Source organism: Affinundibacterium seohonense (assembly GCF_014284305.1).
Classification (GTDB): domain Bacteria; phylum Pseudomonadota; class Gammaproteobacteria; order Burkholderiales; family Burkholderiaceae_D; genus Undibacterium; species Undibacterium seohonense.
Genome location: NZ_JACOFW010000009.1, coordinates 80,518 through 104,984, shown reverse-complemented (window position 1 = coordinate 104,984; position 24,467 = coordinate 80,518). Strand labels below are relative to the sequence as shown.

23 protein-coding genes are annotated in these 24,467 nt (G+C 46.0%); 15 read left to right on the top strand and 8 right to left on the bottom strand.

Going from position 1 to position 24,467, the window contains the following annotated elements; genetic code table 11:
- Positions 1–20: 20 nt before the first annotated feature.
- The 5 genes from H8K52_RS10170 to H8K52_RS10150 are packed head-to-tail and all read right to left on the bottom strand — an operon-like array spanning position 21 to position 3,892.
- Positions 21–560 carry an SRPBCC family protein gene (locus tag H8K52_RS10170; RefSeq protein ID WP_186922790.1) on the bottom strand — a complete coding sequence of 180 codons (540 nt, stop codon included), beginning with the start codon at positions 558–560 and terminating at the stop codon, positions 21–23.
- Positions 561–614: 54 nt separating this feature from the next.
- Entirely contained in the window at positions 615–2,093 is a 1,479-nt protein-coding gene (glpK, locus tag H8K52_RS10165; protein WP_186922789.1) for a glycerol kinase GlpK, read from the bottom strand.
- Positions 2,094–2,135: 42 nt separating this feature from the next.
- On the bottom strand, positions 2,136–2,660 hold the full coding sequence (locus H8K52_RS10160) for a M48 family metallopeptidase (RefSeq protein WP_343044177.1): 525 nt from the start codon (positions 2,658–2,660) through the stop codon (positions 2,136–2,138).
- 1 nt (position 2,661) lies between these two features.
- The gene (locus H8K52_RS21815) at positions 2,662–3,579 is read right to left on the bottom strand and encodes an FKBP-type peptidyl-prolyl cis-trans isomerase (protein WP_186922788.1); all 918 of its coding nucleotides are present in this window, start codon (positions 3,577–3,579) and stop codon (positions 2,662–2,664) included.
- A gap of 55 nt (positions 3,580–3,634) precedes the next feature.
- Positions 3,635–3,892: a hypothetical protein gene (locus tag H8K52_RS10150; protein WP_186922787.1), complete on the bottom strand. Its 258-nt coding sequence runs from the start codon at positions 3,890–3,892 to the stop codon at positions 3,635–3,637.
- Positions 3,893–4,009: 117 nt separating this feature from the next.
- On the opposite strand from H8K52_RS10150, the gene H8K52_RS10145 reads away from it, so the two are divergent.
- Positions 4,010–5,503 (top strand): CoA-acylating methylmalonate-semialdehyde dehydrogenase, encoded by a 1,494-nt coding sequence (locus H8K52_RS10145; RefSeq protein ID WP_186922786.1) that lies wholly within the window; start codon positions 4,010–4,012, stop codon positions 5,501–5,503.
- A gap of 81 nt (positions 5,504–5,584) precedes the next feature.
- Here H8K52_RS10145 and H8K52_RS10140 read toward each other — a convergent pair whose 3' ends face one another.
- The 3 genes from H8K52_RS10140 to H8K52_RS10130 all read right to left on the bottom strand — a co-directional run bounded on the left by H8K52_RS10140 (position 5,585) and on the right by H8K52_RS10130 (position 10,733).
- Positions 5,585–6,298 (bottom strand): chitinase, encoded by a 714-nt coding sequence (locus H8K52_RS10140; RefSeq protein ID WP_186922785.1) that lies wholly within the window; start codon positions 6,296–6,298, stop codon positions 5,585–5,587.
- A gap of 181 nt (positions 6,299–6,479) precedes the next feature.
- On the bottom strand, positions 6,480–7,757 hold the full coding sequence (locus H8K52_RS10135; protein WP_186922784.1) for an aspartyl/asparaginyl beta-hydroxylase domain-containing protein: 1,278 nt from the start codon (positions 7,755–7,757) through the stop codon (positions 6,480–6,482).
- An 81-nt stretch (positions 7,758–7,838) separates the two neighbouring features.
- Positions 7,839–10,733: a TonB-dependent receptor domain-containing protein gene (locus H8K52_RS10130; RefSeq protein WP_186922783.1), complete on the bottom strand. Its 2,895-nt coding sequence runs from the start codon at positions 10,731–10,733 to the stop codon at positions 7,839–7,841.
- Positions 10,734–11,437: 704 nt separating this feature from the next.
- Between H8K52_RS10130 and H8K52_RS10125 the strand changes: the two genes are divergently transcribed.
- From H8K52_RS10125 to atpD, 14 genes are all read left to right on the top strand, one after another.
- On the top strand, positions 11,438–12,199 hold the full coding sequence (locus tag H8K52_RS10125; protein WP_186922782.1) for a TSUP family transporter: 762 nt from the start codon (positions 11,438–11,440) through the stop codon (positions 12,197–12,199).
- Complete coding sequence (locus H8K52_RS10120) at positions 12,196–12,885, top strand: hypothetical protein (protein WP_222613749.1); 690 nt, start codon at positions 12,196–12,198, stop codon at positions 12,883–12,885. The genes H8K52_RS10125 and H8K52_RS10120 overlap by 4 nt, the downstream gene beginning before the upstream one ends.
- Positions 12,886–13,009: 124 nt before the next feature.
- Complete coding sequence (mnmG, locus tag H8K52_RS10115; RefSeq protein WP_186922780.1) at positions 13,010–14,968, top strand: tRNA uridine-5-carboxymethylaminomethyl(34) synthesis enzyme MnmG; 1,959 nt, start codon at positions 13,010–13,012, stop codon at positions 14,966–14,968.
- Positions 14,969–14,971: 3 nt separating this feature from the next.
- Complete coding sequence (gene rsmG / locus H8K52_RS10110) at positions 14,972–15,628, top strand: 16S rRNA (guanine(527)-N(7))-methyltransferase RsmG (protein ID WP_186922779.1); 657 nt, start codon at positions 14,972–14,974, stop codon at positions 15,626–15,628.
- Positions 15,629–15,690: 62 nt separating this feature from the next.
- Positions 15,691–16,470 (top strand): ParA family protein, encoded by a 780-nt coding sequence (locus H8K52_RS10105; protein WP_186922778.1) that lies wholly within the window; start codon positions 15,691–15,693, stop codon positions 16,468–16,470.
- A gap of 14 nt (positions 16,471–16,484) precedes the next feature.
- The gene (locus H8K52_RS10100) at positions 16,485–17,378 is read left to right on the top strand and encodes a ParB/RepB/Spo0J family partition protein (RefSeq protein ID WP_186922777.1); all 894 of its coding nucleotides are present in this window, start codon (positions 16,485–16,487) and stop codon (positions 17,376–17,378) included.
- Between the two features lie 320 nt (positions 17,379–17,698).
- Positions 17,699–18,037 carry an ATP synthase subunit I gene (locus tag H8K52_RS10095; RefSeq protein WP_186922776.1) on the top strand — a complete coding sequence of 113 codons (339 nt, stop codon included), beginning with the start codon at positions 17,699–17,701 and terminating at the stop codon, positions 18,035–18,037.
- A 2-nt stretch (positions 18,038–18,039) separates the two neighbouring features.
- Positions 18,040–18,864, top strand: a complete 825-nt coding sequence (gene atpB / locus H8K52_RS10090; RefSeq protein ID WP_186922775.1) for a F0F1 ATP synthase subunit A — start codon at positions 18,040–18,042, stop codon at positions 18,862–18,864.
- Between the two features lie 129 nt (positions 18,865–18,993).
- A complete protein-coding gene (gene atpE / locus H8K52_RS10085) occupies positions 18,994–19,236 on the top strand; it encodes a F0F1 ATP synthase subunit C (RefSeq protein ID WP_186891519.1) in 243 nt (80 codons plus the stop codon).
- 78 nt (positions 19,237–19,314) lie between these two features.
- Complete coding sequence (locus tag H8K52_RS10080) at positions 19,315–19,785, top strand: F0F1 ATP synthase subunit B (protein WP_186922774.1); 471 nt, start codon at positions 19,315–19,317, stop codon at positions 19,783–19,785.
- Between the two features lie 2 nt (positions 19,786–19,787).
- Entirely contained in the window at positions 19,788–20,321 is a 534-nt protein-coding gene (locus tag H8K52_RS10075) for a F0F1 ATP synthase subunit delta (RefSeq protein WP_186922773.1), read from the top strand.
- 163 nt (positions 20,322–20,484) lie between these two features.
- The gene (atpA, locus tag H8K52_RS10070; protein ID WP_186891522.1) at positions 20,485–22,026 is read left to right on the top strand and encodes a F0F1 ATP synthase subunit alpha; all 1,542 of its coding nucleotides are present in this window, start codon (positions 20,485–20,487) and stop codon (positions 22,024–22,026) included.
- Positions 22,027–22,053: 27 nt separating this feature from the next.
- Positions 22,054–22,923 (top strand): F0F1 ATP synthase subunit gamma, encoded by an 870-nt coding sequence (gene atpG / locus H8K52_RS10065; protein WP_186922772.1) that lies wholly within the window; start codon positions 22,054–22,056, stop codon positions 22,921–22,923.
- A gap of 30 nt (positions 22,924–22,953) precedes the next feature.
- Positions 22,954–24,357, top strand: a complete 1,404-nt coding sequence (atpD, locus tag H8K52_RS10060) for a F0F1 ATP synthase subunit beta (RefSeq protein WP_186891524.1) — start codon at positions 22,954–22,956, stop codon at positions 24,355–24,357.
- Positions 24,358–24,467 lie beyond the last annotated feature (110 nt).

The window sequence follows — 24,467 nt, the reverse complement described above, 5'->3', positions numbered from 1 at the left end:
GAACGTATCGGTATCAGCTGTTAGTTTGTAGCGGTTTTCTCCGCTACCGCCTTCAAGTTCTTCAAACCATCTTCAAAATCCGGTCCCACCATCTTATCCATAAAAGGTGCAAATAATTTCATCATGAAATTTCCTTCGCTACTACCGATCATGGACCAAGTGACTTTGGTCGATGTGCCTTCGGGTTCTAAAGTCAGCGCACCATTGGATGGCTTGCCCATACCTTCGAAGTGCAATTCATAATTGATGACTTGGTTGGCTGCGACTCTAGTGAGCTTCATGCCGCCATTACCTTCGCTTTTGCTTTTCCAATCCCAGCCTGCGCCAGCACCTGTCTCAGGACCAGAGAACAGAATTTCCATGTTCGGATCACGTTGATTCCAGACCGACCATTTTTTCCATTCTTTTGGACTAGCGATCAATGGGTATATTTTTTCCGGACTAGCTTCGATTTGTATGCTGCGGATGAGTCCATAGTGATTCGGCATTAAATAAGCAAGAGCGATGATTAGTGCAATCAAACTAATGAAGGCGATCAGTATGCGTTTGAGGATTTTCATCGCAACTCCTTGGATTGTTGGTTCTAATAATTGAAGTCTTTGATTGTGCTTGAGTCAACTCCTTGAAAGCAAGCGACTCACGGCATTCTTCCAATTTTCGAGGCGATTTGCGGCGTGACTTCGACTAATCTGTGGTAAAAAACGCTGTTGTTCTTGCCATAGAGCAGCACATTCTTCAGGTGCACTATAGATACCCGTTTGTAATCCAGCCAAGTAGGCAACACCCAGTGCGGTTGTTTCTATGATCTTGGGTCGGATGACGGGAATGCCGAGCAAGTCTGCTTGAAATTGTAGAAGTGCGTCATTGCTTGCAGCACCACCATCAACGCGTAATTCAATAATCGGTGTCGGACTATCTTTTTGCATCGCGAATAACAATTCAGCAGTTTGAAAAGCAATTGCCTCAATCGCTGCTTTGGCGATATGGGCTGCGGTACTGCCGCGATGCAGACCGAGAATCGCACCACGTGCATTCGCATCCCAATAGGGGGCACCTAGTCCTGTAAAGGCGGGCACGAAGACGACACCGTCGCTATCTTCAACCGTCGCTGCCAATTCGCCTATAGCTGTCGCGGTCGGTGCTAGATGCAATTGGTCGCGTAGCCACTGCACGACCGCACCACCGACGAAGACGCTGCCTTCTAAAGCATATTGTGGATGTTGATTGACCTGACAAGCCGCGGTGGTGATTAAGCCATGTTGTGATTGACTACAAAAACCGCCTGTTTGTAAGAGTGTAAAGCAACCAGTGCCGTAGGTATTTTTTGCCATCCCAGAGTTAAAACAAGCTTGACCAAATAACGCAGATTGTTGATCACCAGCGATACCAGCAATGGGAATAGGCTGGCCGAACAATTGGGTATCACCAAAATGATGGCAGGATGGATGAACCTCAGGTAAGAGTTGGTGTGGGATGTCAAACAGATCGAGTAGTTCGGCATCCCATTGTTGCGTATGAATATTCCACAACATAGTTCGCGAGGCATTAGTGACATCGGTGACGTGTAGTTTTTGTCCGCTGAGTTGGTAGGCTAGCCAGCTATCGATCGTACCAAATGCCAGCTCATCGTTTTCCGCAAGTTCTCTGGCATTTGGAATATGGCGCAGTATCCAAGCGATTTTGGTGGCGGAGAAATAGGGATCGAGCAGGAGACCGGTTTTTTCTTGTATGGTTTTGCCGTAGCCTTGCTGCCGCAAATCGTCGCACCAATCCGCGGTACGACGATCTTGCCAGACAATCGCGCGGCAAATTGGTTGCCCTGTTTTACGATGCCAAACCACAGTCGTTTCACGTTGATTGGTGATGCCGATCGCAGCGATATCCGGTGCCTGAATGCCAGATTTGTTCAGCACTTGATGAATCGTGGTGAGCTGGCTTTGCCAGATTTCCATCGCATCATGTTCGACCCAACCCGGTAATGGGAAATGTTGTGTGAATTCTTGTTGCGCGGAGGCGATCAGATTGCCACGATGATCGAAGAGGATAGAACGCGAGCTAGAAGTACCTTGATCAAGTGCGAGTAAGTAAGCCATGTTTGCGCTCCATTCGATTTGTGTTCAGTTATTCCACGGTATCTAACTGCTCCAGACTTCACCGCCAAAAATATCGATTTGGGTCAAATACAAACGACAATCAAGTTCGTACTGATGATAGTTCGGTTCCATATACGAGCAAAGCTGATAAAAAGCTTTGTCGTGCGCTTTTTCTTTTAGATGGGCAAGCTCGTGTACCGTAATCATTTTGAGAAATTCTTCGGGTACCGATTTGAATAGGCTGGCAATGCGAATTTCATTTTTGGTTTTGAGTTTACTGCCTTGCACTCGGGAGACATAAGTGTGTGTGCCGAGAGCGTTTTTGATCACATGGAGTTTATTGTCGTAGACAACTTTACTGATCTGGTCGCCATTGCGCAGCGAGGCATTCTTTAAATCTTGTACATATTGGTACAGCGCTTTATCGGTGTGGATGGCGTGTGTTTGTGGGTACTTTTTACGCAGATGTGACGCCAATTGATCGCCGGCGATTAACTGCCTAACCTGGGCTTGTAAATGCTCAGGATAGGCTGTTAAATAAGTCAGTTTATTCGATTCTGAATTCACGTTATTTTTTTGCAGCGCTGACTTTTAATAAACGTACTTCAAATATCAAATCAGAATTTGCTGGAATCAAACCATTGCCAACTTCACGGGCGCCGTAAGCAAGTGCTGCTGGAATAATCAAAGTGCGCTTGCCACCGACTTTCATACCTTGTACACCGAGATCCCAACCACGAATCACTTCGCCGCCATTGATGGTAAAACTAAACGGTTCACGTTTGACTGAGCTATCAAATTCTTTACCTTTTTGTCCTTTGGCTTTTGGATCGCGCAACCAGCCTGTGTAATGCACAGTGACGGTGTTGCCGCTCTTGGCTTCATCGCCTTTGCCTAATTTACTGTCGATCTTCTCGACCTCGGGCATTTTGATGACATCGAGTAATTCGATATCGAAAATCAAATCGGCATCCGGTGGAATTACACCTTTACCAGCACCGCGGGAACCATAAGCGAGTGTGGATGGAATCATCAAGGTACGTTTGCCACCGACTTTCATACCGGGCACGCCTTGTTCCCAACCTCGAATGACACGACCTTCGCCGAGATTAAAGTTGAATGGCGCACGACCAACTGAGCTATCGAAAGCTTTGCCGCGTTGGTTTTCTGCTTGTGGATCACGTAGCCATCCTGTGTAGTGAACGGAGACTGTTTTACCTATAACTGCTTCAACGCCAGTGCCCACTACGGTGTCGATTTTTTCTAAAACGGGAACTGCTACTGGTGCGGCTGTTGGTGCTGTAGCTTCTTGACTTACCGCAGGGTTACTTGCGCTGGTTGCGATGGCACTTGCTGCGCTCTCTTGCTGTGTTTTTTGTTCGACTTTTTGCTCGGTTTTTTGTTCTGTCTTTTGTTCCTGCGCATGTGCAGGAATCAGGCAAACATTTGCAGCGAGGGCGAGGCTAATCAAGAGTGGAGATTTCATATTGTTGATGTCCTTTTGGTCTTGGTAGATTGATCGTAATTCGGTGAAATTTTGTTTAAGAGCGTTTTAGTTTGGCTTCAAAAGCGATATCCAATTTGCTGGCTTTACGCGGAGCTTCTTTGTTGACGCTATTGACGAAGCGGACAAATTCATCGATCTCTAGGGGCGCGCAGAGTTTTTCTTGGGTATCTGGATCATGTCCTAGAACCAGAAAAAAATGCCCGCTAGCTGTCGTCACCATCGAGTACGGCGCGTTGTTGCTGCGTTGTTGTAATCGCAGTACGGCATTACTGGCTTTGGTTGAACGTGCCATGAAAACTTTCAAGTGAAAACAGGGTTGAATAATCTGAATCTGCGATGAGTACTGGTATCGTGATGCTGCAACATGATAATCTAGACGCTTGCTTTAGAGAATAGCAGAAGGGTAATCATGTCTATCATTTCACATTACATCAATGGCCGTGTCGTAACAGTGGTAGATGCGCGTCGGCAAGCGGTGTTTAATCCGGCTAGTGGCGTGGAGATCGCGCAAGTCGAATTCGCAGATCAACAGCTAGTGGATCAAGCGGTCGCGGCAGCCAAAGCAGCGTGGCCAGCTTGGTCAGAAACCGCACCCTTACGTCGGGCGCGAGTGATGTTTAAGTTCAAAGAGCTGCTTGAACAAAATCAAGAAAAACTCGCCGTGATGATTACGCATGAGCATGGAAAGATTTTTTCTGATGCAATGGGTGAGGTGACGCGTGGTATCGAAGTGGTGGAGTTTTCTTGTGGTTTGCCGCAGCTTTTAAAAACCCAATTTTCCGACAATATCGGTGGCGGCATTGATAATTGGAATATCCGTCAATCGCTGGGAGTCACCGTTGGCATCACGCCATTTAATTTTCCTTTCATGGTACCGATGTGGATGGCGCCGCTGGCCATTGCTTGTGGCAATAGCTTTATCCTCAAACCATCGGAACGCGATCCTTCTGCGTCCTTATTGATTGCAGATTTGTTCCAACAAGCGGGCTTGCCTGATGGTGTTTTTAACGTGGTGCATGGAGATAAAGTTGCGGTTGATGCTTTGTTGGCGCATCCTGATGTCGCTGCGGTTTCCTTTGTTGGATCAACACCAATTGCAGAATATATCCATACCGAAGCTAGTCGCTTAGGCAAGCGCGTACAAGCGCTTGGCGGCGCTAAAAATCATTTAGTGGTAATGCCAGATGCGAATTTGGATCAAGCGGTGGATGCCTTGATTGGTGCTGCCTATGGCTCGGCAGGGGAACGTTGCATGGCGATCTCGGTTGCAGTGGCGGTGGGTGAAATAGCAGATGCTTTGGTCGCTAAATTGAAGCCACGCGTAGAGGCTTTAAAAGTCGGTGATGGGATGACTGCGAATGTTGAGATGGGACCTGTGATCAGTGCCGCACATAAAGCAAAAATCGAGAGCTTGATTGCGAGTGGGGTTGAGCAAGGCGCGCATCTAATCGTTGATGGACGTGGCTTGCAAGTCGCTGGCCATGAGCAAGGGTATTTCATCGGCGGATCATTATTTGATCATGTGCAAGAGGGCATGCGGATTCATAGTGAAGAGATTTTTGGCCCAGTCTTGTGTGTGGTTCGAGTGCCTGATTTTAGTGCTGCGCTTGATCTGATTAACCGCCATGAGTTTGGAAATGGCGTGTCGTTGTATACAGCTGACGGCAATACGGCGCGGGAATTTTCTCGTCGAGTGCAGGTCGGTATGGTGGGTATCAATGTGCCGATTCCGGTACCGATGGCATGGCATTCATTTGGCGGCTGGAAGCGATCTTTGTTTGGGGATATGCATGCCTATGGCGAAGAAGGAATTCGCTTCTATACGCGCTATAAATCGATTATGCAGCGTTGGCCAGATAGTATTGTGAAGGGGGCGGAGTTTACGATGCCTGTGGCGAAGTAATTTATATTTGTATTTGCATGCGAAAAAAACCAGAACGACGAGAGTGATGTTCATCGCTCTGGTTTGAAGCACTAACTGACTTTAGCAAGCCGTGTAATTACCAGGATCAACTTCTAACATTTTGGTAATTTTCAAATAGTTTTTAATTCGCATCTGCTGCTGCTTGTAGCCGATATTATCGACAGGTTTCGAGCACTCGAGAGCGCCATTAATGCTGCGTACTGTTTCACCAAATCCCAAGTTTTGTTTCATCGCGACGTGACTTGGGAGTGGGCCGGAACCTTTAATTTCCATCCAATACCATAGCGCCGTTTTCCATGCCACGGCTGGATCACGTGAAACCATGTCAGGATCGTTCAAGAGATCCAAGCCCAGTGCTTTACCAGCCAGCGCATAATTAAAATTCCAGCTTAATTGAATCGGTCCACGGCCAAAGTATTGCTTACCAGGCGCGCAAGGGACACCTTGTTTATCGTTGCAATAATGATCGTGTACGCTTTTATCCAGCTCATTGATCGCTTGTAGCTCTATCGACTCATGCATGATGTTGGCTAGAAAAGCGGCGATCTCGCGTTTGTTTTCGACTTGGCTACCGAAGTTGCCAAACTCTGGATACGCCTTAATTGCTTCTTGCAAACCTGCAAAGGTGTAAAACGGGATGCGTTTGGGGAATAGCTGTTCGAATTGGGCTTCGTTGATCATGAAGCCTGTTTGCGTCGTGGGTGTCGGCGGCGCTGAGCTGCATGCTGTTAGGGAAAGTGCTAGTAGCGTGGGTAGGATCGTCAACAGTTTCATAGACTTCTTTCTTATACTAAAGTGGCTTTAATAAAGTTTAGCTTAATCAAAGTTCAGTTTGAATGCAAAGAAGTGGTATTGATTTACGAATGTTTTTTTGATCTTCCTGGTGAAATCCACACTGTGTTGAAGGATGGAGGTTTCGTAGATCTTTTTTTGATTTAGAAACCTCCTTTTCCATTTAGCTTACTTGGGTTCTAAAATGGGCTAGTCCTTCAGATAAGGCACTGATCATGTCCCGTTCGGAGAGGCTTAGATGTGGATGCCAAATATCAAAGATAAGTACCACGCGTAGTTTGTCGCTGTTATTCCAAGCTTCGTGTTCGATGGTGTCATCAAAGATGAATGCTTTGCCTAGTTCCCATTCTCTGGTTTGGTTCCCTACTCGAAATCCACAGTCGGCTGGAATGATTAGTGGTATATGCGTTACCAAGCGGACATTGGACACACCAACATGCGCGGGAATCTTGGTCTTTGGCTTTAGTAGAGAGAACATTGACGTTGGTGTGCGCCCCAGCTGTATTGGTTGAGGGGCTTGTGCTATCAGTGCCATTGTTTTGGGGCATTGCTTGATGTTTTCTTCTTGCATTATCCCGTTTTTACATAAATGAAAAGCGGACCAATCTGGTGAGTTATTGAGTTCGGCGAATTGATTGAGCGGTTGTCCTTCTGGATAGACGAGGTAAGGTGTAAAGCCTTTTTCTGCTTGTAGAATCTGGAGAAATTCATCCCTGATGTCATTTGTTCCCGCTTCGATTTCTGTCAGCCATGGAAACTCTTCGCGTTCAAAAAATTCTATTGGTAATAGGTTGGGATAGTGAAACACCATCGATTGTGAGTCATAGCGTTTTTTTCGACCAAGTAAAATGTCAACGGAATCTCGGAATCGTTGTAGATTTTCGCCGCCCATCTGTTGATAGTGCGAGTCTAAGAATTCATCTAAGAAATTGCCTTGTGCGCTTTCGTATTCTTCTTTGTATTGGCGGGCAAATTGGATAGAGGAATGCAGGCTAGGATGTAATTTTTCCATGCTTGGTGCAATGCTGGCAACAGCACCAAAAGTTTTGGCTGCAAGATGTTTTTTGTCTTGGCGTCTATATAGGTCGGCCCGCATGATGAGCGCTAATAGATCACCTGGATCGGCTTTTAATGCCTGTTGGATTGCGTATTCTTCATTTTGCTCATCTTGCACTTGTTGATATGTGATTGCCAGATTGATCCATTGTTGTGGTTCTTTACCATCGATGGTAACGACTCTTTGGAAGGCGTTTACGGCTGCTTTAATTTCCCCTTTTGATAGGGCGTATTTTCCCATTTCTGTAAGTGTGGGAATATGATTTGGCAGCTGTTGTAGAATTTTTGTCCAATAGGTGAGTGCTAATTGCTCTTGTCCTGTTTGAATAGCTTTTTGTGCCAGCTGGGATAACTGCACAATCTCTTGATTTTGTTTCTGTGTCATTTTTGGTCAAGTAGCTTTGAGTGTTGATTTGAAAAACAAAAAGCAAGCCGAAGCTTGCTTTTTGTTTTGTTACTTACAAAATTAGAATTTTGCAGTTACGTTTGCATAGATCTTGCGACCCATTGATTCATACACTTGTGGGTAGGTATTACCATTAGAGGAACCACCAGTACCAGTTGCATTAGTTGAAATGACTGGAGGATCTTTGTCTAACAGGTTGTTAATACCAAAGCTCAAGCCCAGATTCTTTGTCAATGCATAAGCGAAGTTGACATCGAAATAGTTACGAGCGCTGATCTGTTTTTCAATTGGGTTGACTGTGCCCTTCAACAGAGGATTGCTTGAGCTTGTTTCGTGGTCAACATCGCCAATATGACGCCATGTCAATGAAGCATCTAAACTGTATGGTGTAGCCCAAGTAGCGCGCACTTTATGACGCCATTTTGGTGTGGAAGTGCCGCAGCTGTTACCGAAATAACCTACGCAGTTGTATGAACCTAAGCCAACGACGTTTTCAACTTCAAGCTTCTTCAACAAAGTACCATTCATCATCAGGTTCAAGTTGCCCATAGTACCTAATTTAGTATTGTAACTTGCCGCCAAATCGACACCAGATGTGCTGACTTTACCGATATTGGTTGTTTTACCTTCGATGTAGCCTTCACCTTCGATCACCCATAAAGAACCAAGTGAATCGCGCTTGATCATGTTACAGAAGAGTGGCGTTCCTTTAGTGAGGCATTGTTGTAAGACTGTGTTCGAATCGACCGCTGAGATTGTGTTTTCAATGTCAATTTTAAATGCATCAACTGTGAATACGAGATTTTTCATAGGTTCGACAACAAAACCAAACGTTTGTGTCACTGCATCTTCTGGTTTTACTTTCGTGTTACCACCAAAGGAAGCTTGATGTTGATTTGCGGTATTTTGCAAAACTTTGCCGTATTGAGCTGCTGAAACACCTGTATTAGCACATTGTGCTTGTGTTGCTTTTGGTGATGTACCTTCACATGGATCGACTGCTGGACCACCTAAACCAACACCGCTTGGTGTAAACAAATCGAAAATAGTTGGTGCACGAACAGCGACTTGATGACTAGCACGGATACGAACTGATTTCATTGGTGCGTAGTCTAAGCCTACACCCCATGTATCAGTTTTGTTTCCAGTGTTGTAATCGGAATTGCGATAACTCGCATTGACTTCCAAAAGTTCAGCATACGCTTGCTTTTCAAACACGGGAACTTTGACTTCGCCAAAGAATTCCTTAACAGCAAAACTACCTTTCAATGCTTTGCTTGGTCCGCCCGATCCAGCCAATGTACCTGCTGCAGTTGCTGCGTCAGGTTGGTAGTTCATGGATTCGACACGGCGTTCTACACCAAACGCTACGCCTACACCAGTTTTTGACCAAGGCGTTTTAACGCCATAGTTACCCAAATCCGTGCCAACGTTCGCACCAACAACTGTTTGTTGTGTGTAGCCTGTCGCCAAAGCAGTAACCGCTAAGTAGTCTGTTTGTGCTTTAGTGATAGCACCTTGTTTGTAAATATTGTAAGGTACGCAAGCTGGATCTGATCCATCGGCGGCACTACGGCATACCGCTTGGCCGTTCGCTCCAACGACGACGTCCATTGCTTTAGAAATTTTTGCGTTATCGAAGTAGTTGTAATTGGTACCCGTGCGATTGACGCGTGCAAATTGACCAAACACGTCATAAGTCCAATTGCTGATTTCGCCTTTAACACCCAACACATTACGGAATGAGGTGTCTGCGTAATTTTGGACGCGACCACCACCTTCTGTGTTTCGTTTACCAAATTGGATGTCGACCTTATCACCAGGTTTACTTAAACCCAGTGTCGTTCTCCACTGTGGTGAAAGGAGTGGATTGTCAAAGCTGATTGTTGCTCTACGCGCAAAGAAAGCACCACTAGCAGCAATTTGTGCATTCGTGTTGTTCGAGTGAAAATTGAACTCTTCATAGACGCGAACTTGGTCATTAATATCGTAGTGACCTTTAGCATTGAACAAATATTGTTCTGTAGGGCGTAGCAAATGGTTAATCGGACCAAAATTATACGCATCATCGCTAGTGTAAGGACGTGTCACGCCGTTTGCATCCGCGACAAAAGTAGCTGCATTACCAAAGAGACCTATGCGACCAAGTTCTGGTGTACCTGAACCAACGCAAGCGAATCCACCAGCGGCTAATGACGAGAGTGAGCAAGCGGAGAAATCACGTTGTGATTGCAATAGCTCGTCCGTTTCCTTATAGGAAAAATACAGCGTTGCATTACCTTTGTTATTGTCGAAATTGCTACCAAACAAGATGCTGACATCTTTAGTTTGACCGTCGAAATTGACGTTATCAGGGGCAGCATATTTTTTCGCCTTAACCACGGAAGTGATGTAATCTTGTTGCTGTTTGTGATTGTGGCCGCTAATGTTGGCTTGTAATTCCAAACCTTGGAAATTATCTTTCAGAAGAAAGTTAACCACACCGGATACAGCGCCCGCGCCGTATACCGCACCAGCACCACCAGTCAAAATATCGACGCGTTTGATCAAGCCTGTTGGGATTTGATTTAAGTCGGCTGCCGGACTATTTGTGCTACCACCTGGCATGCGTTTGCCGTTAACCAAAACCAGAGTACGATTTGGACCTAATCCGCGTAAGGATACAGTTGCTGTTCCTGTTGCACCGTTAACAATTGATCCACCTTGATCTGCGAAAACTTGCGGAAGATTGTTCAAGACGTCTTCGATGTTTCTGACGCCGTCAACCTTCATGTCTTTTGCACTAATTTGAGTAACTGGACTTGGTCCGTCGATGCTGATTGACGGGATACGTGATCCTGTAACTTCGACTTTTTGTACTTGGGTTGTTTCTTGGGCGCTAACAAAAGGCGCGCTCAATACTAATCCGCCAGTAAACATCAGACGAACTGACTTAGATATTATTTTCTCGATCATTTCTTTGTCCTTAAGGAGTATTGTTTGAAATTTAGGGCTTCCCACTTCGGGAATGTTGGAGCTAGTTGGTTTTATGGTGTTGATAGCTAATTAACTCTATCCGTGAAGATTATTCCACATGGCACTTCACATCACAAGTGAAGAGACATTGATATACCTGAAAAACAACACCTAGTGCTATGGTTTTTATGCATCAATTTTGATGTAGAGGAGAAACATATAATTGAGGTTATAGGCTTGGATATTTGTTGAAGATAGCAAAACATCAAACCGAAATAGGATTGTTTTCTTAGTTGTCCTATCGTAAGTTGGCTCTTTATTGGTTGATTTTCTTTTTTTGTTTAATGCTGAATTTTGATGGCGTATGGAAATAGAAGGATTTCGCCTCTCTGTTTATATGGAAGTTGATGTTTAATTGGTGTGCCGTTCTATGGAGTGACTTCTATGTATTTTGTTTGTCTCTAATCATTTCGGGCGGTTATTTGGTGTCGAGTTGGGATGGTCGTTGAAGTGGGATTAGTGAATGATTGTTTACAAAATCGTTGAGTGTTGGACGATCCAATATTTTCTTTAAACATGCAGAGAAAAGTCACCTGTGAGCCGAGGTTTTGTTGATTTCCAGCAGTCTCGTATTGATTGACCGATTGAGCGATATTTGCAGGGTGTACCATTGGAATAATGGTGTGGACATTTTTGGAGTTCTTTTGATAGATTATTTAATCTTGGGGTTAGCTGCATTTTTCGCAGGTTTTGTCGACGCAGTTGTTGGTGGCGGGGGATTAATTCAACTTCCGGCACTCTTTTCTGTATTTTCTGCGACGCCTCCAGCCAGTCTTTTGGGGACAAGTAAATTCGCAGGAATCTGGGGAACTTCAGTTGCTGCGGTGAATTATGTTAAGACAGTTCGCTTGCGGTGGGCCATCATGGTTCCTGCGGCGATGATTGCTTTTGTCTGCGCGTTCGCTGGTGCTGTTACCGTTACGTACGTTCCTTCTACGTATTTACGTAGGGCATTGCCGTTTATTTTGGTTGCCATTGCGGCCTATACGTTTTGGAGAAAAGATCTTGGAGCGCAGACTGTGTTGCGGTATTCTGGGCGAAAAGAGTTGTGGTTGGCGCTGATTGTTGGTGCAGCAATTGGTTTCTATGATGGCTTTTTTGGGCCAGGTACAGGTAGTTTTTTTATTTTTGTATTTGTTCGTGTGTTTGGTTATGATTTCCTACAGGCATCTGCTTCTGCCAAGGTGTTGAATGTGGCTTGCAACGCTGCAGCGTTGTTGTGGTTTGGGTTTAGTGGACATGTGATGTGGGTTTTGGGTTTGGGAATGGCCGTGTGCGGTGTGCTTGGTGCAGTCATTGGAAGTCGCATGGCGATCAAACATGGGAGTGAATTTGTAAGGTCGCTGTTTTTGATAGTCGTTAGTTTATTGGTGATAAAAACATCGTATGATGCTTTTGTGAGGTGAGTTTGTTCCACGTGAAACAAATTGACGATATTAGTGAGTTGGGGGAGATTTTGAGTCAGCATAAGGGTGAAGTTTATCAACGTACGGAAACTGGGGAGGCGGAGATTCGGCAGCGTGCGATGTCTTTGAGTAAAGCGGAACAGATGGTCTTGTTATCCATTAACGGCAAGGCTTCGTTTGACGTTTTGCGACGTGAGTTTGAGAAGGACGACTCCTTTGACTTTCAGAAGAGTGTTGACTCGCTTTTGCTGAAGGGTTTTATCGTTCGAGACTCGTCTGTGTCGTTATTCAACGATTCAGATCTAATGACTGCGCAGGTAGAGCAGTTTAGTTCTGAGGAATTCTTTTCTTCGTCTATGGATCCATTGCATAGTGGTTCCGGCTTGGTAGTTGATACACGCTCCAATTCCATGCGCTCTTTGAACTTGAAGAAAAGGAAGCAAGAGAGTGCGTATGATGTGGACATTCCACTGTCTCTCGAACTGGACACGAGTCTACGATTGAAAAAGTCTAAGCGAAGCAATAAGTTGGTGGAGGTGTTCCCGAATCCAGAGAAGCCCAAGCGGCGTCGGCGCTCAAAGCGACCTGTGGAGCAATCTGTGAGTAGATGGCAGTTTTGGGTCTATGTTGGTTTGACCGTAATTGGTTTTGCCTTGTTGTTGGTCGCGTTGCTAATAGGGATGTAAGTGTGTTTCACGTGAAACACATTTGTTGGAATTTTTAGGTGGTGTTGCTCGGAATAGATTAGTTTTGCCTTGAAAAGCAACTATAATCGTGCCTCTATAAGCAATCCCTCCTTGAGCTATCCACATGTACTATCCAAATGAATTCGATGTCATCGTCGTCGGCGGCGGTCATGCCGGTACAGAAGCCGCTTTAGCTTCCGCACGCATGGGCCAAAAAACGTTATTGTTGACCCATAATATTGAGACCTTAGGCCAGATGTCTTGCAATCCATCGATAGGTGGAATTGGCAAAGGGCATTTGGTTAAAGAGGTCGATGCCATGGGTGGTGCCATGGCGATTGCGACCGACGAGGCAGGAATTCAATTCCGCATTTTGAATTCATCTAAAGGTCCAGCGGTACGTGCAACCCGGGCTCAAGCGGATAGACTTTTATACAAGCAAGCGATCCGCAGTCGTCTTGAAAATCAAGAAAACCTGTGGATTTTCCAGCAAGCTGTCGATGATTTGATGGTGGAAGGCGATAGAGTAGTTGGCGCGGTGACCCAAGTCGGCCTGAAATTCAAGTCTCGTGCGGTGGTGTTGACAGCAGGTACTTTCCTCGATGGGAAGATTCATGTCGGCTTAAACAGCTATTCAGCAGGTCGTGCTGGTGATCCACCGGCGATCTCTTTATCTAGTCGCTTGAAAGAATTAGCGCTGCCGCAAGGGCGTTTGAAGACCGGTACGCCACCGCGTATTGATGGTCGCAGTATCGATTTTTCGCAAATGGAAGAGCAACCGGGCGATCTCGATTCACTTCCTGTGTTTTCTGTGATGGGCAATGTTGCTATGCATCCGCGTCAAGTGCCATGCTGGATTACGCATACCAATGCAAAAACACATGACATTATCCGTGCGGGCTTAGACCGTAGTCCTATGTACACCGGGGTGATCGAAGGGGTTGGGCCGCGTTATTGCCCATCAATCGAAGACAAGATTCATCGTTTCTCAGGCAAGGATTCACACCAGATTTTCTTGGAGCCAGAAGGCTTGACCACCAATGAGTTTTATCCAAACGGCATCTCGACTAGCTTGCCATTTGATGTTCAATTGGAGTTGGTACGTTCCATGCGTGGTATGGAAAACGCCTATATTTTGCGTCCCGGCTATGCGATTGAATACGATTACTTTGATCCACGCGGATTAAAAACCTCTTTAGAAACCCGTTCTATCCAAGGTTTGTTCTTCGCTGGCCAGATTAATGGTACGACTGGATACGAAGAAGCTGCCGCTCAAGGTATGTTGGCGGGTCTCAATGCGGCCCTGCAAACACAAGGTAAAGAGGCTTGGGTGCCACGTCGTGATGAGGCTTATCTCGGCGTATTGGTCGATGATCTAGTGACGAAAGGCGTTCAAGAGCCTTACCGCATGTTCACCAGTCGTGCTGAATTCCGTCTGAGTTTGCGTGAAGATAATGCCGACATGCGTCTGACAGAAATCGGCCGTAAGCTTGGTTGCGTCAGCGATAAGCAGTGGCAACTGTTCGAGGAAAAGCGTGAAGCGGTTTCACGTGAAATGGAAAGATTGAAATCAACTTGGGTTAATCCCCGTATTGTCGACGATGTAGAAGCCGAGCGTGTCGTAGGCAAAGCTTTGGAACGTGAGTATTCCTTGGCTGATTTGTTACGTCGTCCAGAAGTTACCTATGATCAGCTAATGACGCTGAAGGGTAAAGAAGGCCAATCCTTAGCTGGCGAAAATGTCACCGATCCAGCGGTCAAAGAGCAGATAGAAATTCAAATCAAATATTCTGGCTATATCGGACGCCAAGCCAAAGAAGTGGAGCGTCAGGCACATTACGAAAATCTGAAAATGCCAACCGACTTCGATTACTTAGAAGTGAACGGCCTCTCTATCGAAGTGAAGCAAAAACTGAATGCACAAAGACCCGAAACTTTAGGGCAGTGTGGCCGGATCTCGGGCGTAACACCTGCGGCTTTATCCTTGTTGCTGGTGCATCTGAAAAAACGCGGCTTCAAAGGTTTTGCCAATGCAGCGCCTGCCAATGACGAAGAACTGAATGCCAAAGTGGTGGGTGAATAAACTATGAGTCGATTCGATAAAGAAGCTCTGGGACAAGAGCTGCGAGAAGGTATTGCCTCCTTAGGTTTGCCACTGAATGAAGAACAGGTAGAAAAGATGTTGGCCTACCTAGCATTGTTGATTAAGTGGAATTCAGTCTACAACCTGACTTCCATTCGTGATCCGCATGACATGGTCAAACAACATCTGCTCGACTCTTTGTCGGCGGTGCATGCATTTACCCAAGCGAAGAATATTCTTGATGTTGGTTCTGGCGGTGGTTTGCCCGGTATCGTTTTGGCGATTGTTTTCCCGGCTGCCTCAGTCACGATGATTGATATCGTGAATAAGAAGACCGCGTTCCTGACACAAGTGAAAGCTGAGCTCAAACTCAAAAACGTCACAGTCCACACTGGGCGTGTCGAGCTTCTGAAAGTTGATCATCAATTTGATGTCATTACGTCGCGCGCATTTTCCGAGCTTAATAACTTCATCAACTGGTCGCATCATTTGTTGGCCGAAGATGGACGTTTCCTTGCGATGAAGGGTGTGTCGCCAACGCAGGAAATCGAACGTCTGCCGGATGGATGGGAAGTCGAGAGTATCGAAGCTTTGCAAGTACCAAGTCTTGATGTGGAAAGACACCTGGTGCATGTGAAGAAGCTTGCTTCAGCAAATTGAGTTACTCGTGAAACAGCAGTTCCGGGATTTTCTTTTAACCGCAATTATTCTAAAAAGTGTCTATGGCTAAAATTTTTTGCGTTGCCAATCAAAAAGGTGGTGTAGGAAAAACTACTACAACTGTCAACTTGGCGGCAGGTCTGGCGAAGCTTGATCAGCGTGTCCTACTTGTCGATTTGGATCCACAAGGCAATGCCACGATGGGCGCTGGCGTTAATAAAGCCAAGTTGGAGTTGTCTGTTTATCAAGTTTTATTAGGGATGGCGGATGTGAAATCCGCCGTAGTTAGGTCGGAATCTGGAAAATTTGATATCCTTCCAGCGAATCGCGAACTGGCAGGTGCCGAGGTCGAAATGGTCGAGCTAGAAAACCGAGACAAGCGTCTACGCTTAGCCTTAGACCAAGTGGGTGCTGACTACGATTTTATTTTGATCGATTGTCCACCCGCTTTATCTATGCTGACTTTGAATGGTTTATGTGCGGCAAATGGTGTGATTATTCCTATGCAATGTGAATACTACGCACTGGAAGGCTTGTCAGATTTAGCGAATACGATCAAAAAAGTATCCGCCAACTTGAATCCTGATCTGAAAATCGTAGGTTTGTTACGCGTGATGTTTGACCCACGCATGACTTTGTCACAGCAAGTTTCCGACCAGTTGGAACAACATTTTGGCGACAAAGTATTTAAGACAGTGATCCCGCGTAATGTGCGTTTGGCCGAAGCGCCATCCTATGGTATCCCGGGCGTGGTGTTCGATCCCTCCTCGAAAGGTGCGCAAGCCTACATTGCCTTTGGCGCAGAGATGGTGGAAAGAATTAAAGCATTGGATAAGAAATAAACCTTTAAATTATTATGGCAACTAAAAAACAAAAAGGCCTGGGGCGTGGCTTAGACGCTTTATTAGACGGCGCTGGCGACTTCGCAGAAGCGGTACCAACGGTTGTTGGCGCTCCAACCAGTTTGCCGGTCACGCAAATGCAAGCCGGTAAATACCAGCCACGGACTCGTATGGACGAGGGCGCCTTAGCTGAGCTCGCAGCATCGATCAAAGCGCAAGGCTTGATGCAGCCTATTCTGGTGCGTCCTATCGGTCAGACGAATGGCGTAACCAAATATGAAATCATCGCCGGTGAGCGTCGCTTCCGTGCCTCGCAGATGGCAGGTTTGACTGAAGTCGCTGTGCTGGTGAAGGATGTTGATGATCAAGCCGCGGCAGCGATGGCTTTGATCGAGAATATTCAGCGCGAAGATTTAAATCCTCTTGAAGAAGCGCAGGGTATTCATCGTTTGATTTCCGACTTTACATTTACGCACGAACAAGCCGCCAATGCGGTCGGGCGATCACGAAGCGCGGTATCGAATCTATTGCGTTTGTTAAATTTGGCGCGTCCGGTACAAACTATGCTGATGGCAGGCGATATCGACATGGGCCATGCGCGTGCCTTGTTGGTGGTCGATGCAGCAACGCAGATTCAACTGGCAAATCAGGTGGTCGCAAAACGTATGTCGGTTCGCGACACTGAAAAGCTGGTCACTAAGACGACTACCGAATTGGCAACGCCAGCCAAACAAAAAGACAAAGCAGAGAAATCCCGTGACATTACGCGTCTGGAAGAAGAGTTGTCAGATTTGCTCGCAACACAGGTGACTTTGAAGATGGGTAGCAAAGGTCGTGGTCAGATGGTGATTGATTTTGAAGATCTGGATTCTTTGGATGGCGTGATTTTGAAAATTCGCGGGCAGTAATTCATCGTCTAAAACAAGTCAGGATAGCAAGTTTGCCTATAATCCTCGGCGAATTTGCTAAATAGTCGAAGACTATTGGGTAAATGAATTCTAAAACGAAATTTGTTGCGTTGCATCAAACGTTTGACCTTGCTTATACATGCACGTATAATTCCGTGGCTTTGGAAAATCTGCCCTAATGCGCACCAAAATAGCACGAAGGCAGCACTACAATAGATCAAACAGAGCACCAATGCAGCGCAGATTAAGCATCGAAAAATAAGAAAATTGCTTCGTGCGCTGACGATAAATGAACACTTGTTGTAAAACTGGGGAGTGGCATGGCGCGCATCATCCTGTTGCAATTTGCAGCAGCTTTCATCGCGGCGCTGGTGGCGTTGTTAGTGTCTGGTCTCTCTTCTGGTATATCCGCTCTGCTCGGCGGACTATGTTGCGCGCTGCCAAACGCGTTTTTTGCTTTGCGCTTACTCAGTAGCGTGCGAAAACCCGGTGGTGCCAACCCGATGAATTTTTTCGTCGGCGAGTTTATAAAAATTGCACTGACCTTGGCTCTCATGGGAGCGGTGGTTATGTTTTACCCCGGATTGAACTGGCTGGCGTTTCTCGCTGCATTCATCGTGGTAATGAAAAGTTATTTAATACTACTCTTTAGGCATTGATTATGAGCGCATCTGAACACGCCCCAACCCCGTCGGAATATATTTCCCATCACCTTGGTCACCTCAACAACGCCAATCAACAACAAACCGCGTTGGTGGATATGTCCTACATCAACTACGACACAATTATTTGGTCAGTGTTCTGCGGTTTGACCGCGATCATCTTGATGTACATGGCATCACGTAAAGCTACCTCTGGCGTTCCAGGTCGTTTCCAATGCGCGATTGAAATGATTGTTGAGATGGTCAATGATCAAGCGAAAAGTATTGTTCATGGCAATGTCTCCTTTATCGCGCCGATGGCTTTAACCGTGTTCATGTGGGTTTCTTTGATGAACGCGATGGATTTCTTGCCAGTCGATTTGTTTTCAGTCTGGTTATTCCCAGCTTTGGGCATCGATACCCATACTTATCACCGCGTTGTTCCTACCGCTGACTTGAATGGTACTCTGGGTATCTCTGTTGGTGTGTTTGCATTGATGATGTTTTACTCTGTCAAGATTAAAGGTGCAGGCGGCTTTGTCAAAGAATTATGCACAGCACCGTTTGGCCCAATGATGTTGCCATTCAATATTGCTTTGAATCTAGTTGAATATGCCGCTAAGACATTCTCACTCGGTATGCGACTGTTCGGTAACATGTTTGCTGGTGAATTGTTGTTCTTGTTGATCGCTTTACTTGGTGCTTACAGTCACTTCGGTGGCGTTGGACAAATCATTGCTGGTTCGATCTGGGCTATCTTCCATATTTTGATCGTATTCTTGCAAGCCTTTATTTTCATGATGTTGACTCTGGTGTACATGGGTCAGGCTCATGAGGCGCATTAATTATTAGAAATGAGTAATCGGAATTAAGTAGTTCAGCAGGATTCAGTAAGAACGGTTTTGAATTTAGGTTTTTTGGTTTTAGTTTTTGGTTTTGGTATTTTAATTTTTTAACTTTTAGGGAGTTCTCTCATGACTAACGTCGCATTTGTAGCTTTGGCTTGTGGTTTGATTATCGGTTTGGGCGCTTTGGGTGCATGTATCGGTATCGCTATGATGGGTGGTAAGTATTTGGAAGCGTCTGCTCGTCAACCAGAATTGATGGACAAGTTGCAAGGTAAAATGTTGTTGTTGGCTGGTTTGATCGATGCTGCGTTCATTATCGGTGTTGGTATCGCGATGTTCTTCGCAACTGCTAATCCATTCCAAGGTTAATTTAATTTCCTTTTTCTACCGCGGTGCTGGTCACAAGATCAGCGCTAGCGGAACGATAATTCACACAAGGAAACGACGATGAATCTTAATCAAACCATGTGGTATCAAGCAGGGGTGTTTTTCATCTTGGCTTTGTTCACCATGAAATTCGTTTGGCCACCATTGATTGGTGCCATCGATGCACGTATGAAAAAAATCGCAGACGGCTTAGCTGCTGCGGATCAAGGGCAAGCTGCCATGAAAGAAGCTGAGAAAAAGATTCAGCTTGAATTGGCGGGCGCTCGTGAAGAAGGCTTGAAACATGTTGCAAACGCTGAGAAGCGTGGTCAATTGATCGTTGAAGAAGCTAAGAATGCTGCTAACGCAGAAGCTGCGCGTATTATCGCTGCTGCTAAAGCTGAAGCGGATAGCCAAGTCACAAAAGCACGCGAAGAATTGCGTGACCAAGTAGCTGCTTTGGCAGTGAAAGGCGCAGAGCAAATCTTGAAACGTGAAGTCAATGCATCAGCACATGCTGATATGTTGAACTTGTTAAAGACTGAGCTGTAATCATGGCAGAACTCGCAACGATCGCTCGTCCATACGCAGAAGCGTTGTATCGCGTTGCTAAGTCCGGTAACTTGTCCGCTTGGTCGGAACTCGTTGCCGAGATGGCGCAAGCCGCGGCGCACTCAGATGTAGTAGCTCTTGCACACAACCCCAAAGTCTCCGCAGCGCAAACTGCTGAGGCTTTCTTGTCCGTGTTGAAGTCACCTGTAACTGCTGAAGCGAAAAACTTCGTGCTTACATTGACTGAATATGACCGTTTAACCACATTGCCAGAAATCGCTGTGCAATTTCATGCTTTGCAAAATGCCGACGCTGGCTCTGCAGATGCTGAAATCACCAGCGCATTTGAAATGACTGACGCACAGGTTAAAGATTTGGCCGCAACACTGGAAAAGAAATTTGGTCGCAAACTGCACCCAACTGTGACAGTGGATTCGTCCCTGATCGGTGGTGTGCGTATCGTGGTTGGTGATCAAGTGTTAGATACTTCGGTTCGTGCCAAGCTGCAACAGATGCACAACGCTCTGACGGCCTAATTGGCAGTCAAAAGGGAGCCTCTATAAATTCAATTATAGAGATGCAGCACAAGGCGCTTCCCGGAGCAATACGAAAGTATTGCGAGGAAAAGCAACGCAGTGATGCGCTCTAGAACTGGATTTTAGCGGTTCCCGAAAGAATGAAATAATTTTAGGAGTTTGTATGCAACTCAACCCATCAGAAATCAGCGAGTTGATCAAGAGCCGTATTCAAGGCCTTGGCGACGGTGCTGAGATTCGTAATCAAGGTACGGTTATTTCCGTTACCGACGGCATCTGCCGCATCCACGGTTTGTCCGACGCGATGCAAGGCGAGATGTTGGAATTCCCAGGCAATACATTTGGTCTGGCTTTGAACTTGGAACGTGATTCCGTTGGTGCCGTTATTCTCGGTGACTACGAGCACATCTCTGAAGGCGACACAGTGAAATGTACTGGTCGTATTTTGGAAGTTCCTATCGGTCCAGAACTGCGCGGCCGTGTTGTTAACGCATTGGGTCAACCAATCGATGGCAAAGGTCCTATCAATGCAAAATTGTCTGCACCAATCGAAAAGATTGCACCAGGCGTTATTGCACGTCAATCCGTTTCTCAACCATTGCAAACTGGTTTGAAGTCTATCGACTCCATGGTTCCAGTTGGTCGTGGTCAGCGTGAATTGATCATTGGCGATCGTCAAACTGGTAAAACAGCAGTAGCGATTGACGCGATCATTAACCAAAAAGGTCAAGACGTTACATGTATCTATGTAGCGATTGGTCAAAAAGCGTCTTCTGTTAAAAACGTTGTGCGCGCTTTAGAAGCACACGGCGCAATGGAATACACCATCGTTGTTGCGGCAACTGCAGCTGAATCTGCAGCGATGCAATACGTATCCGCATACTCTGGTTGCGCGATGGGTGAATACTTCCGTGATCGCGGCGAAGATGCATTGATCGTTTATGATGATTTGTCTAAGCAAGCTGTGGCTTACCGTCAAGTTTCCCTGTTGTTGCGCCGTCCACCAGGTCGTGAAGCATACCCAGGTGACGTGTTCTATTTGCACTCACGTTTGTTAGAGCGCGCAGCACGTGTTAACCCAGACTACGTTGAAGCATTCACTAACGGTGAAGTTAAAGGTAAGACAGGTTCATTGACAGCATTGCCTATCATTGAAACACAAGCGGGTGACGTTTCTGCTTTCGTTCCAACCAACGTAATTTCGATTACTGACGGTCAGATCTTCTTGGAAACTTCCTTGTTTAACGCAGGTATTCGTCCAGCGATTAACGCGGGTATTTCCGTGTCACGCGTTGGTGGCGCTGCTCAAACTAAAGTTATCAAAAACTTGTCCGGTGGTATTCGTACTGACTTGGCACAGTATCGTGAATTGGCTGCGTTTGCGCAGTTCGCGTCTGACTTGGATGAAGCAACCCGTAAGCAATTGGATCGTGGTGCCCGCGTTACTGAATTGTTGAAACAAGCTCAGTACGCACCATTGTCGATTTCTCTGATGGCAGTCACTTTGTTCGCAGTGAACAAAGGTTTCTTGGATGATGTACCTGTGAAGAAAGTTTTGGCTTTCGAAGCTGGCGTACATAACTTCATGAAAACTAGCCATGCAGCCTTGTTGCAAAAGATTGAAGAGACTAAGCAATTGGACAAAGATGGCGAAGCTGCCATGGCTGCCGCAATCGCTGATTTCAAAAAATCCGGCGCATTTTAATTTACCTTAGCTTGAAGGAGTTTACTCATGGCTGTAGGTAAAGAGATACGTGGCAAGATCAAAAGCGTAGAGAATACGAAGAAGATCACGAAGGCGATGGAAATGGTCGCCGCTTCTAAAATGCGTAAAGCGCAAGAAAGAATGCGTGCGGCTCGTCCGTACAGTGAAAAGATTCGTACGATCACAGCAAACTTGTCACAGGCTAACCCAGAGTACACGCATCCTTTCATGGTTCAACAAGACCAATCCAAGAAAGTTGGATTGGTTGTTGTAACGACAGATAAGGGTTTGTGCGGTGGCTTGAATACCAACGTTTTGCGTTTGGTCACCAATAAAATGCGTGAACTTGAAGGTCAAGGTTCAAAAATTGAAGCGGTCGCAATTGGTAATAAAGGTCTTGGTTTCCTGAATCGAGTAGGTGCAAAAGTTGTGGCGCATGCGACGCAATTGGGTGATACACCCCACCTCGATAAATTGATTGGCCCAGTGAAGTTGTTGCTGGATGCGTATCAGGAAGGCAAAATCGATGCGGTTTACTTAAGCTACACGAAATTCATTAACACCATGAAGCAAGAGCCAGTGTTAGAGCAATTATTGCCTCTGACAGCGGACAAGCTGGAAACAAATAAAGCCCAACATTCTTGGGACTATATTTACGAACCAGATGCAGCTGCGGTGATCGATGAATTGTTGATTCGTTATGTTGAAGCTTTGATTTATCAAGCGGTTGCAGAAAACATGGCGTCTGAACAATCGGCACGTATGGTGGCGATGAAGTCAGCAAGTGATAACGCAGGTAGTGTGATTGGTGAGTTGAAATTGATTTACAACAAAACTCGTCAAGCCGCTATTACCAAAGAGCTTTCCGAGATCGTCGCCGGCGCGGCAGCGGTCTAAACTGAATTTATAATTATTGAAGGAACGAACATGGCTAATGGCAAAATCGTTCAGTGTATCGGCGCTGTTGTGGACGTTGAATTTCCACGCAATGCGATGCCTAAAATTTACGATGCCTTAAAAATGGAAGGCTCTGACCTGACGTTAGAAGTGCAACAGCAATTGGGTGACGGCATTGTCCGTTGCATCGCGCTGGGTACCTCTGATGGTCTGCGTCGCGGCTTGATGGTTAGTAACACTGGTAATCCAATTATGGTTCCAACCGGCAAAGCAACACTGGGCCGTATTATGGACGTATTGGGTAACCCGATTGATGAATGTGGTCCGGTTAGCCGTGAAACACAAGCGTCAATTCACCGTAAAGCACCTGCTTACGACGAACTCTCTCCATCGCAAGAATTGTTGGAAACCGGTATCAAAGTTATTGATCTGGTTTGCCCATTTGCGAAGGGTGGTAAAGTTGGTTTGTTCGGTGGTGCGGGTGTTGGTAAGACCGTTAACATGATGGAGTTGATCAACAACATTGCTAAAGCACACAGCGGTTTGTCCGTGTTTGCTGGTGTTGGTGAACGTACTCGTGAAGGTAATGACTTCTACCACGAAATGGCTGACGCTAACGTTGTTAACTTGGAAAATCCAGAAGATTCCAAAGTAGCGATGGTGTACGGTCAGATGAATGAACCACCAGGTAACCGTTTGCGCGTTGCTTTGACTGGTTTGACGATCGCTGAAGGTTTCCGTGACGAAGGTAAAGACGTGTTGTTCTTCGTCGATAACATCTATCGTTACACATTGGCTGGTACGGAAGTTTCTGCGTTGTTGGGCCGTATGCCTTCCGCGGTAGGTTACCAACCAACATTGGCTGAAGAAATGGGCCGTTTGCAAGAACGTATTACTTCCACTAAGACTGGTTCTATTACGTCGATTCAAGCGGTTTACGTTCCAGCGGATGACTTGACAGATCCATCCCCAGCGACAACGTTTGCTCACTTGGATTCCACCGTTGTTTTGTCTCGTGACATCGCCTCTTTGGGTATTTACCCAGCGGTTGATCCACTCGATTCAACTTCACGTCAGTTGGACCCACAAGTCGTTGGTCAAGATCACTACGAAACAGCACGCGCTGTTCAAGGTACTTTGCAACGCTACAAAGAATTGCGTGACATTATCGCGATTTTGGGTATGGACGAATTGGCACCTGAAGATAAGTTGATCGTTGCTCGTGCACGTAAGATGCAACGTTTCTTGTCTCAGCCTTTCCACGTTGCTGAGGTATTTACTGGTTCTCCAGGTAAATACGTTTCACTCAAAGATACAATCAAAGGCTTCAAGATGATTGCATCCGGTGAACTCGATCACTTGCCAGAACAAGCGTTCTACATGGTAGGTACAATCGACGAAGCGATCGAAAAAGCGAAGAAAATGGCTGCTTAATATTGCGACCTCGTTTGCTTGAGTCGTAACGCGTAGGTGATACGACTCGAAGCAATCGACGCAAAAGGCAGACTTTTCGTGGTGCGCACAAGCGTACTTAGACGAAAGAA

Coding starts and splice junctions, on each gene's coding strand:
- H8K52_RS10170 (WP_186922790.1), bottom strand. CDS start 560: ATGAAAATCCTCAAACGCATACTGATCGCCTTCATTAGTTTGATTGCA.
- H8K52_RS10105 (WP_186922778.1), top strand. CDS start 15,691: ATGGCTAAAATTTTTTGCGTTGCCAATCAAAAAGGTGGTGTAGGAAAA.
- H8K52_RS10150 (WP_186922787.1), bottom strand. CDS start 3,892: ATGGCACGTTCAACCAAAGCCAGTAATGCCGTACTGCGATTACAACAA.
- H8K52_RS10145 (WP_186922786.1), top strand. CDS start 4,010: ATGTCTATCATTTCACATTACATCAATGGCCGTGTCGTAACAGTGGTA.
- atpE (WP_186891519.1), top strand. CDS start 18,994: ATGACTAACGTCGCATTTGTAGCTTTGGCTTGTGGTTTGATTATCGGT.
- H8K52_RS10140 (WP_186922785.1), bottom strand. CDS start 6,298: ATGAAACTGTTGACGATCCTACCCACGCTACTAGCACTTTCCCTAACA.
- H8K52_RS10130 (WP_186922783.1), bottom strand. CDS start 10,733: ATGATCGAGAAAATAATATCTAAGTCAGTTCGTCTGATGTTTACTGGC.
- mnmG (WP_186922780.1), top strand. CDS start 13,010: ATGTACTATCCAAATGAATTCGATGTCATCGTCGTCGGCGGCGGTCAT.
- H8K52_RS10100 (WP_186922777.1), top strand. CDS start 16,485: ATGGCAACTAAAAAACAAAAAGGCCTGGGGCGTGGCTTAGACGCTTTA.
- H8K52_RS10080 (WP_186922774.1), top strand. CDS start 19,315: ATGAATCTTAATCAAACCATGTGGTATCAAGCAGGGGTGTTTTTCATC.
- atpD (WP_186891524.1), top strand. CDS start 22,954: ATGGCTAATGGCAAAATCGTTCAGTGTATCGGCGCTGTTGTGGACGTT.
- H8K52_RS21815 (WP_186922788.1), bottom strand. CDS start 3,579: ATGAAATCTCCACTCTTGATTAGCCTCGCCCTCGCTGCAAATGTTTGC.
- H8K52_RS10075 (WP_186922773.1), top strand. CDS start 19,788: ATGGCAGAACTCGCAACGATCGCTCGTCCATACGCAGAAGCGTTGTAT.
- H8K52_RS10095 (WP_186922776.1), top strand. CDS start 17,699: ATGGCGCGCATCATCCTGTTGCAATTTGCAGCAGCTTTCATCGCGGCG.
- atpA (WP_186891522.1), top strand. CDS start 20,485: ATGCAACTCAACCCATCAGAAATCAGCGAGTTGATCAAGAGCCGTATT.
- rsmG (WP_186922779.1), top strand. CDS start 14,972: ATGAGTCGATTCGATAAAGAAGCTCTGGGACAAGAGCTGCGAGAAGGT.
- H8K52_RS10135 (WP_186922784.1), bottom strand. CDS start 7,757: ATGACACAGAAACAAAATCAAGAGATTGTGCAGTTATCCCAGCTGGCA.
- glpK (WP_186922789.1), bottom strand. CDS start 2,093: ATGGCTTACTTACTCGCACTTGATCAAGGTACTTCTAGCTCGCGTTCT.
- atpB (WP_186922775.1), top strand. CDS start 18,040: ATGAGCGCATCTGAACACGCCCCAACCCCGTCGGAATATATTTCCCAT.
- atpG (WP_186922772.1), top strand. CDS start 22,054: ATGGCTGTAGGTAAAGAGATACGTGGCAAGATCAAAAGCGTAGAGAAT.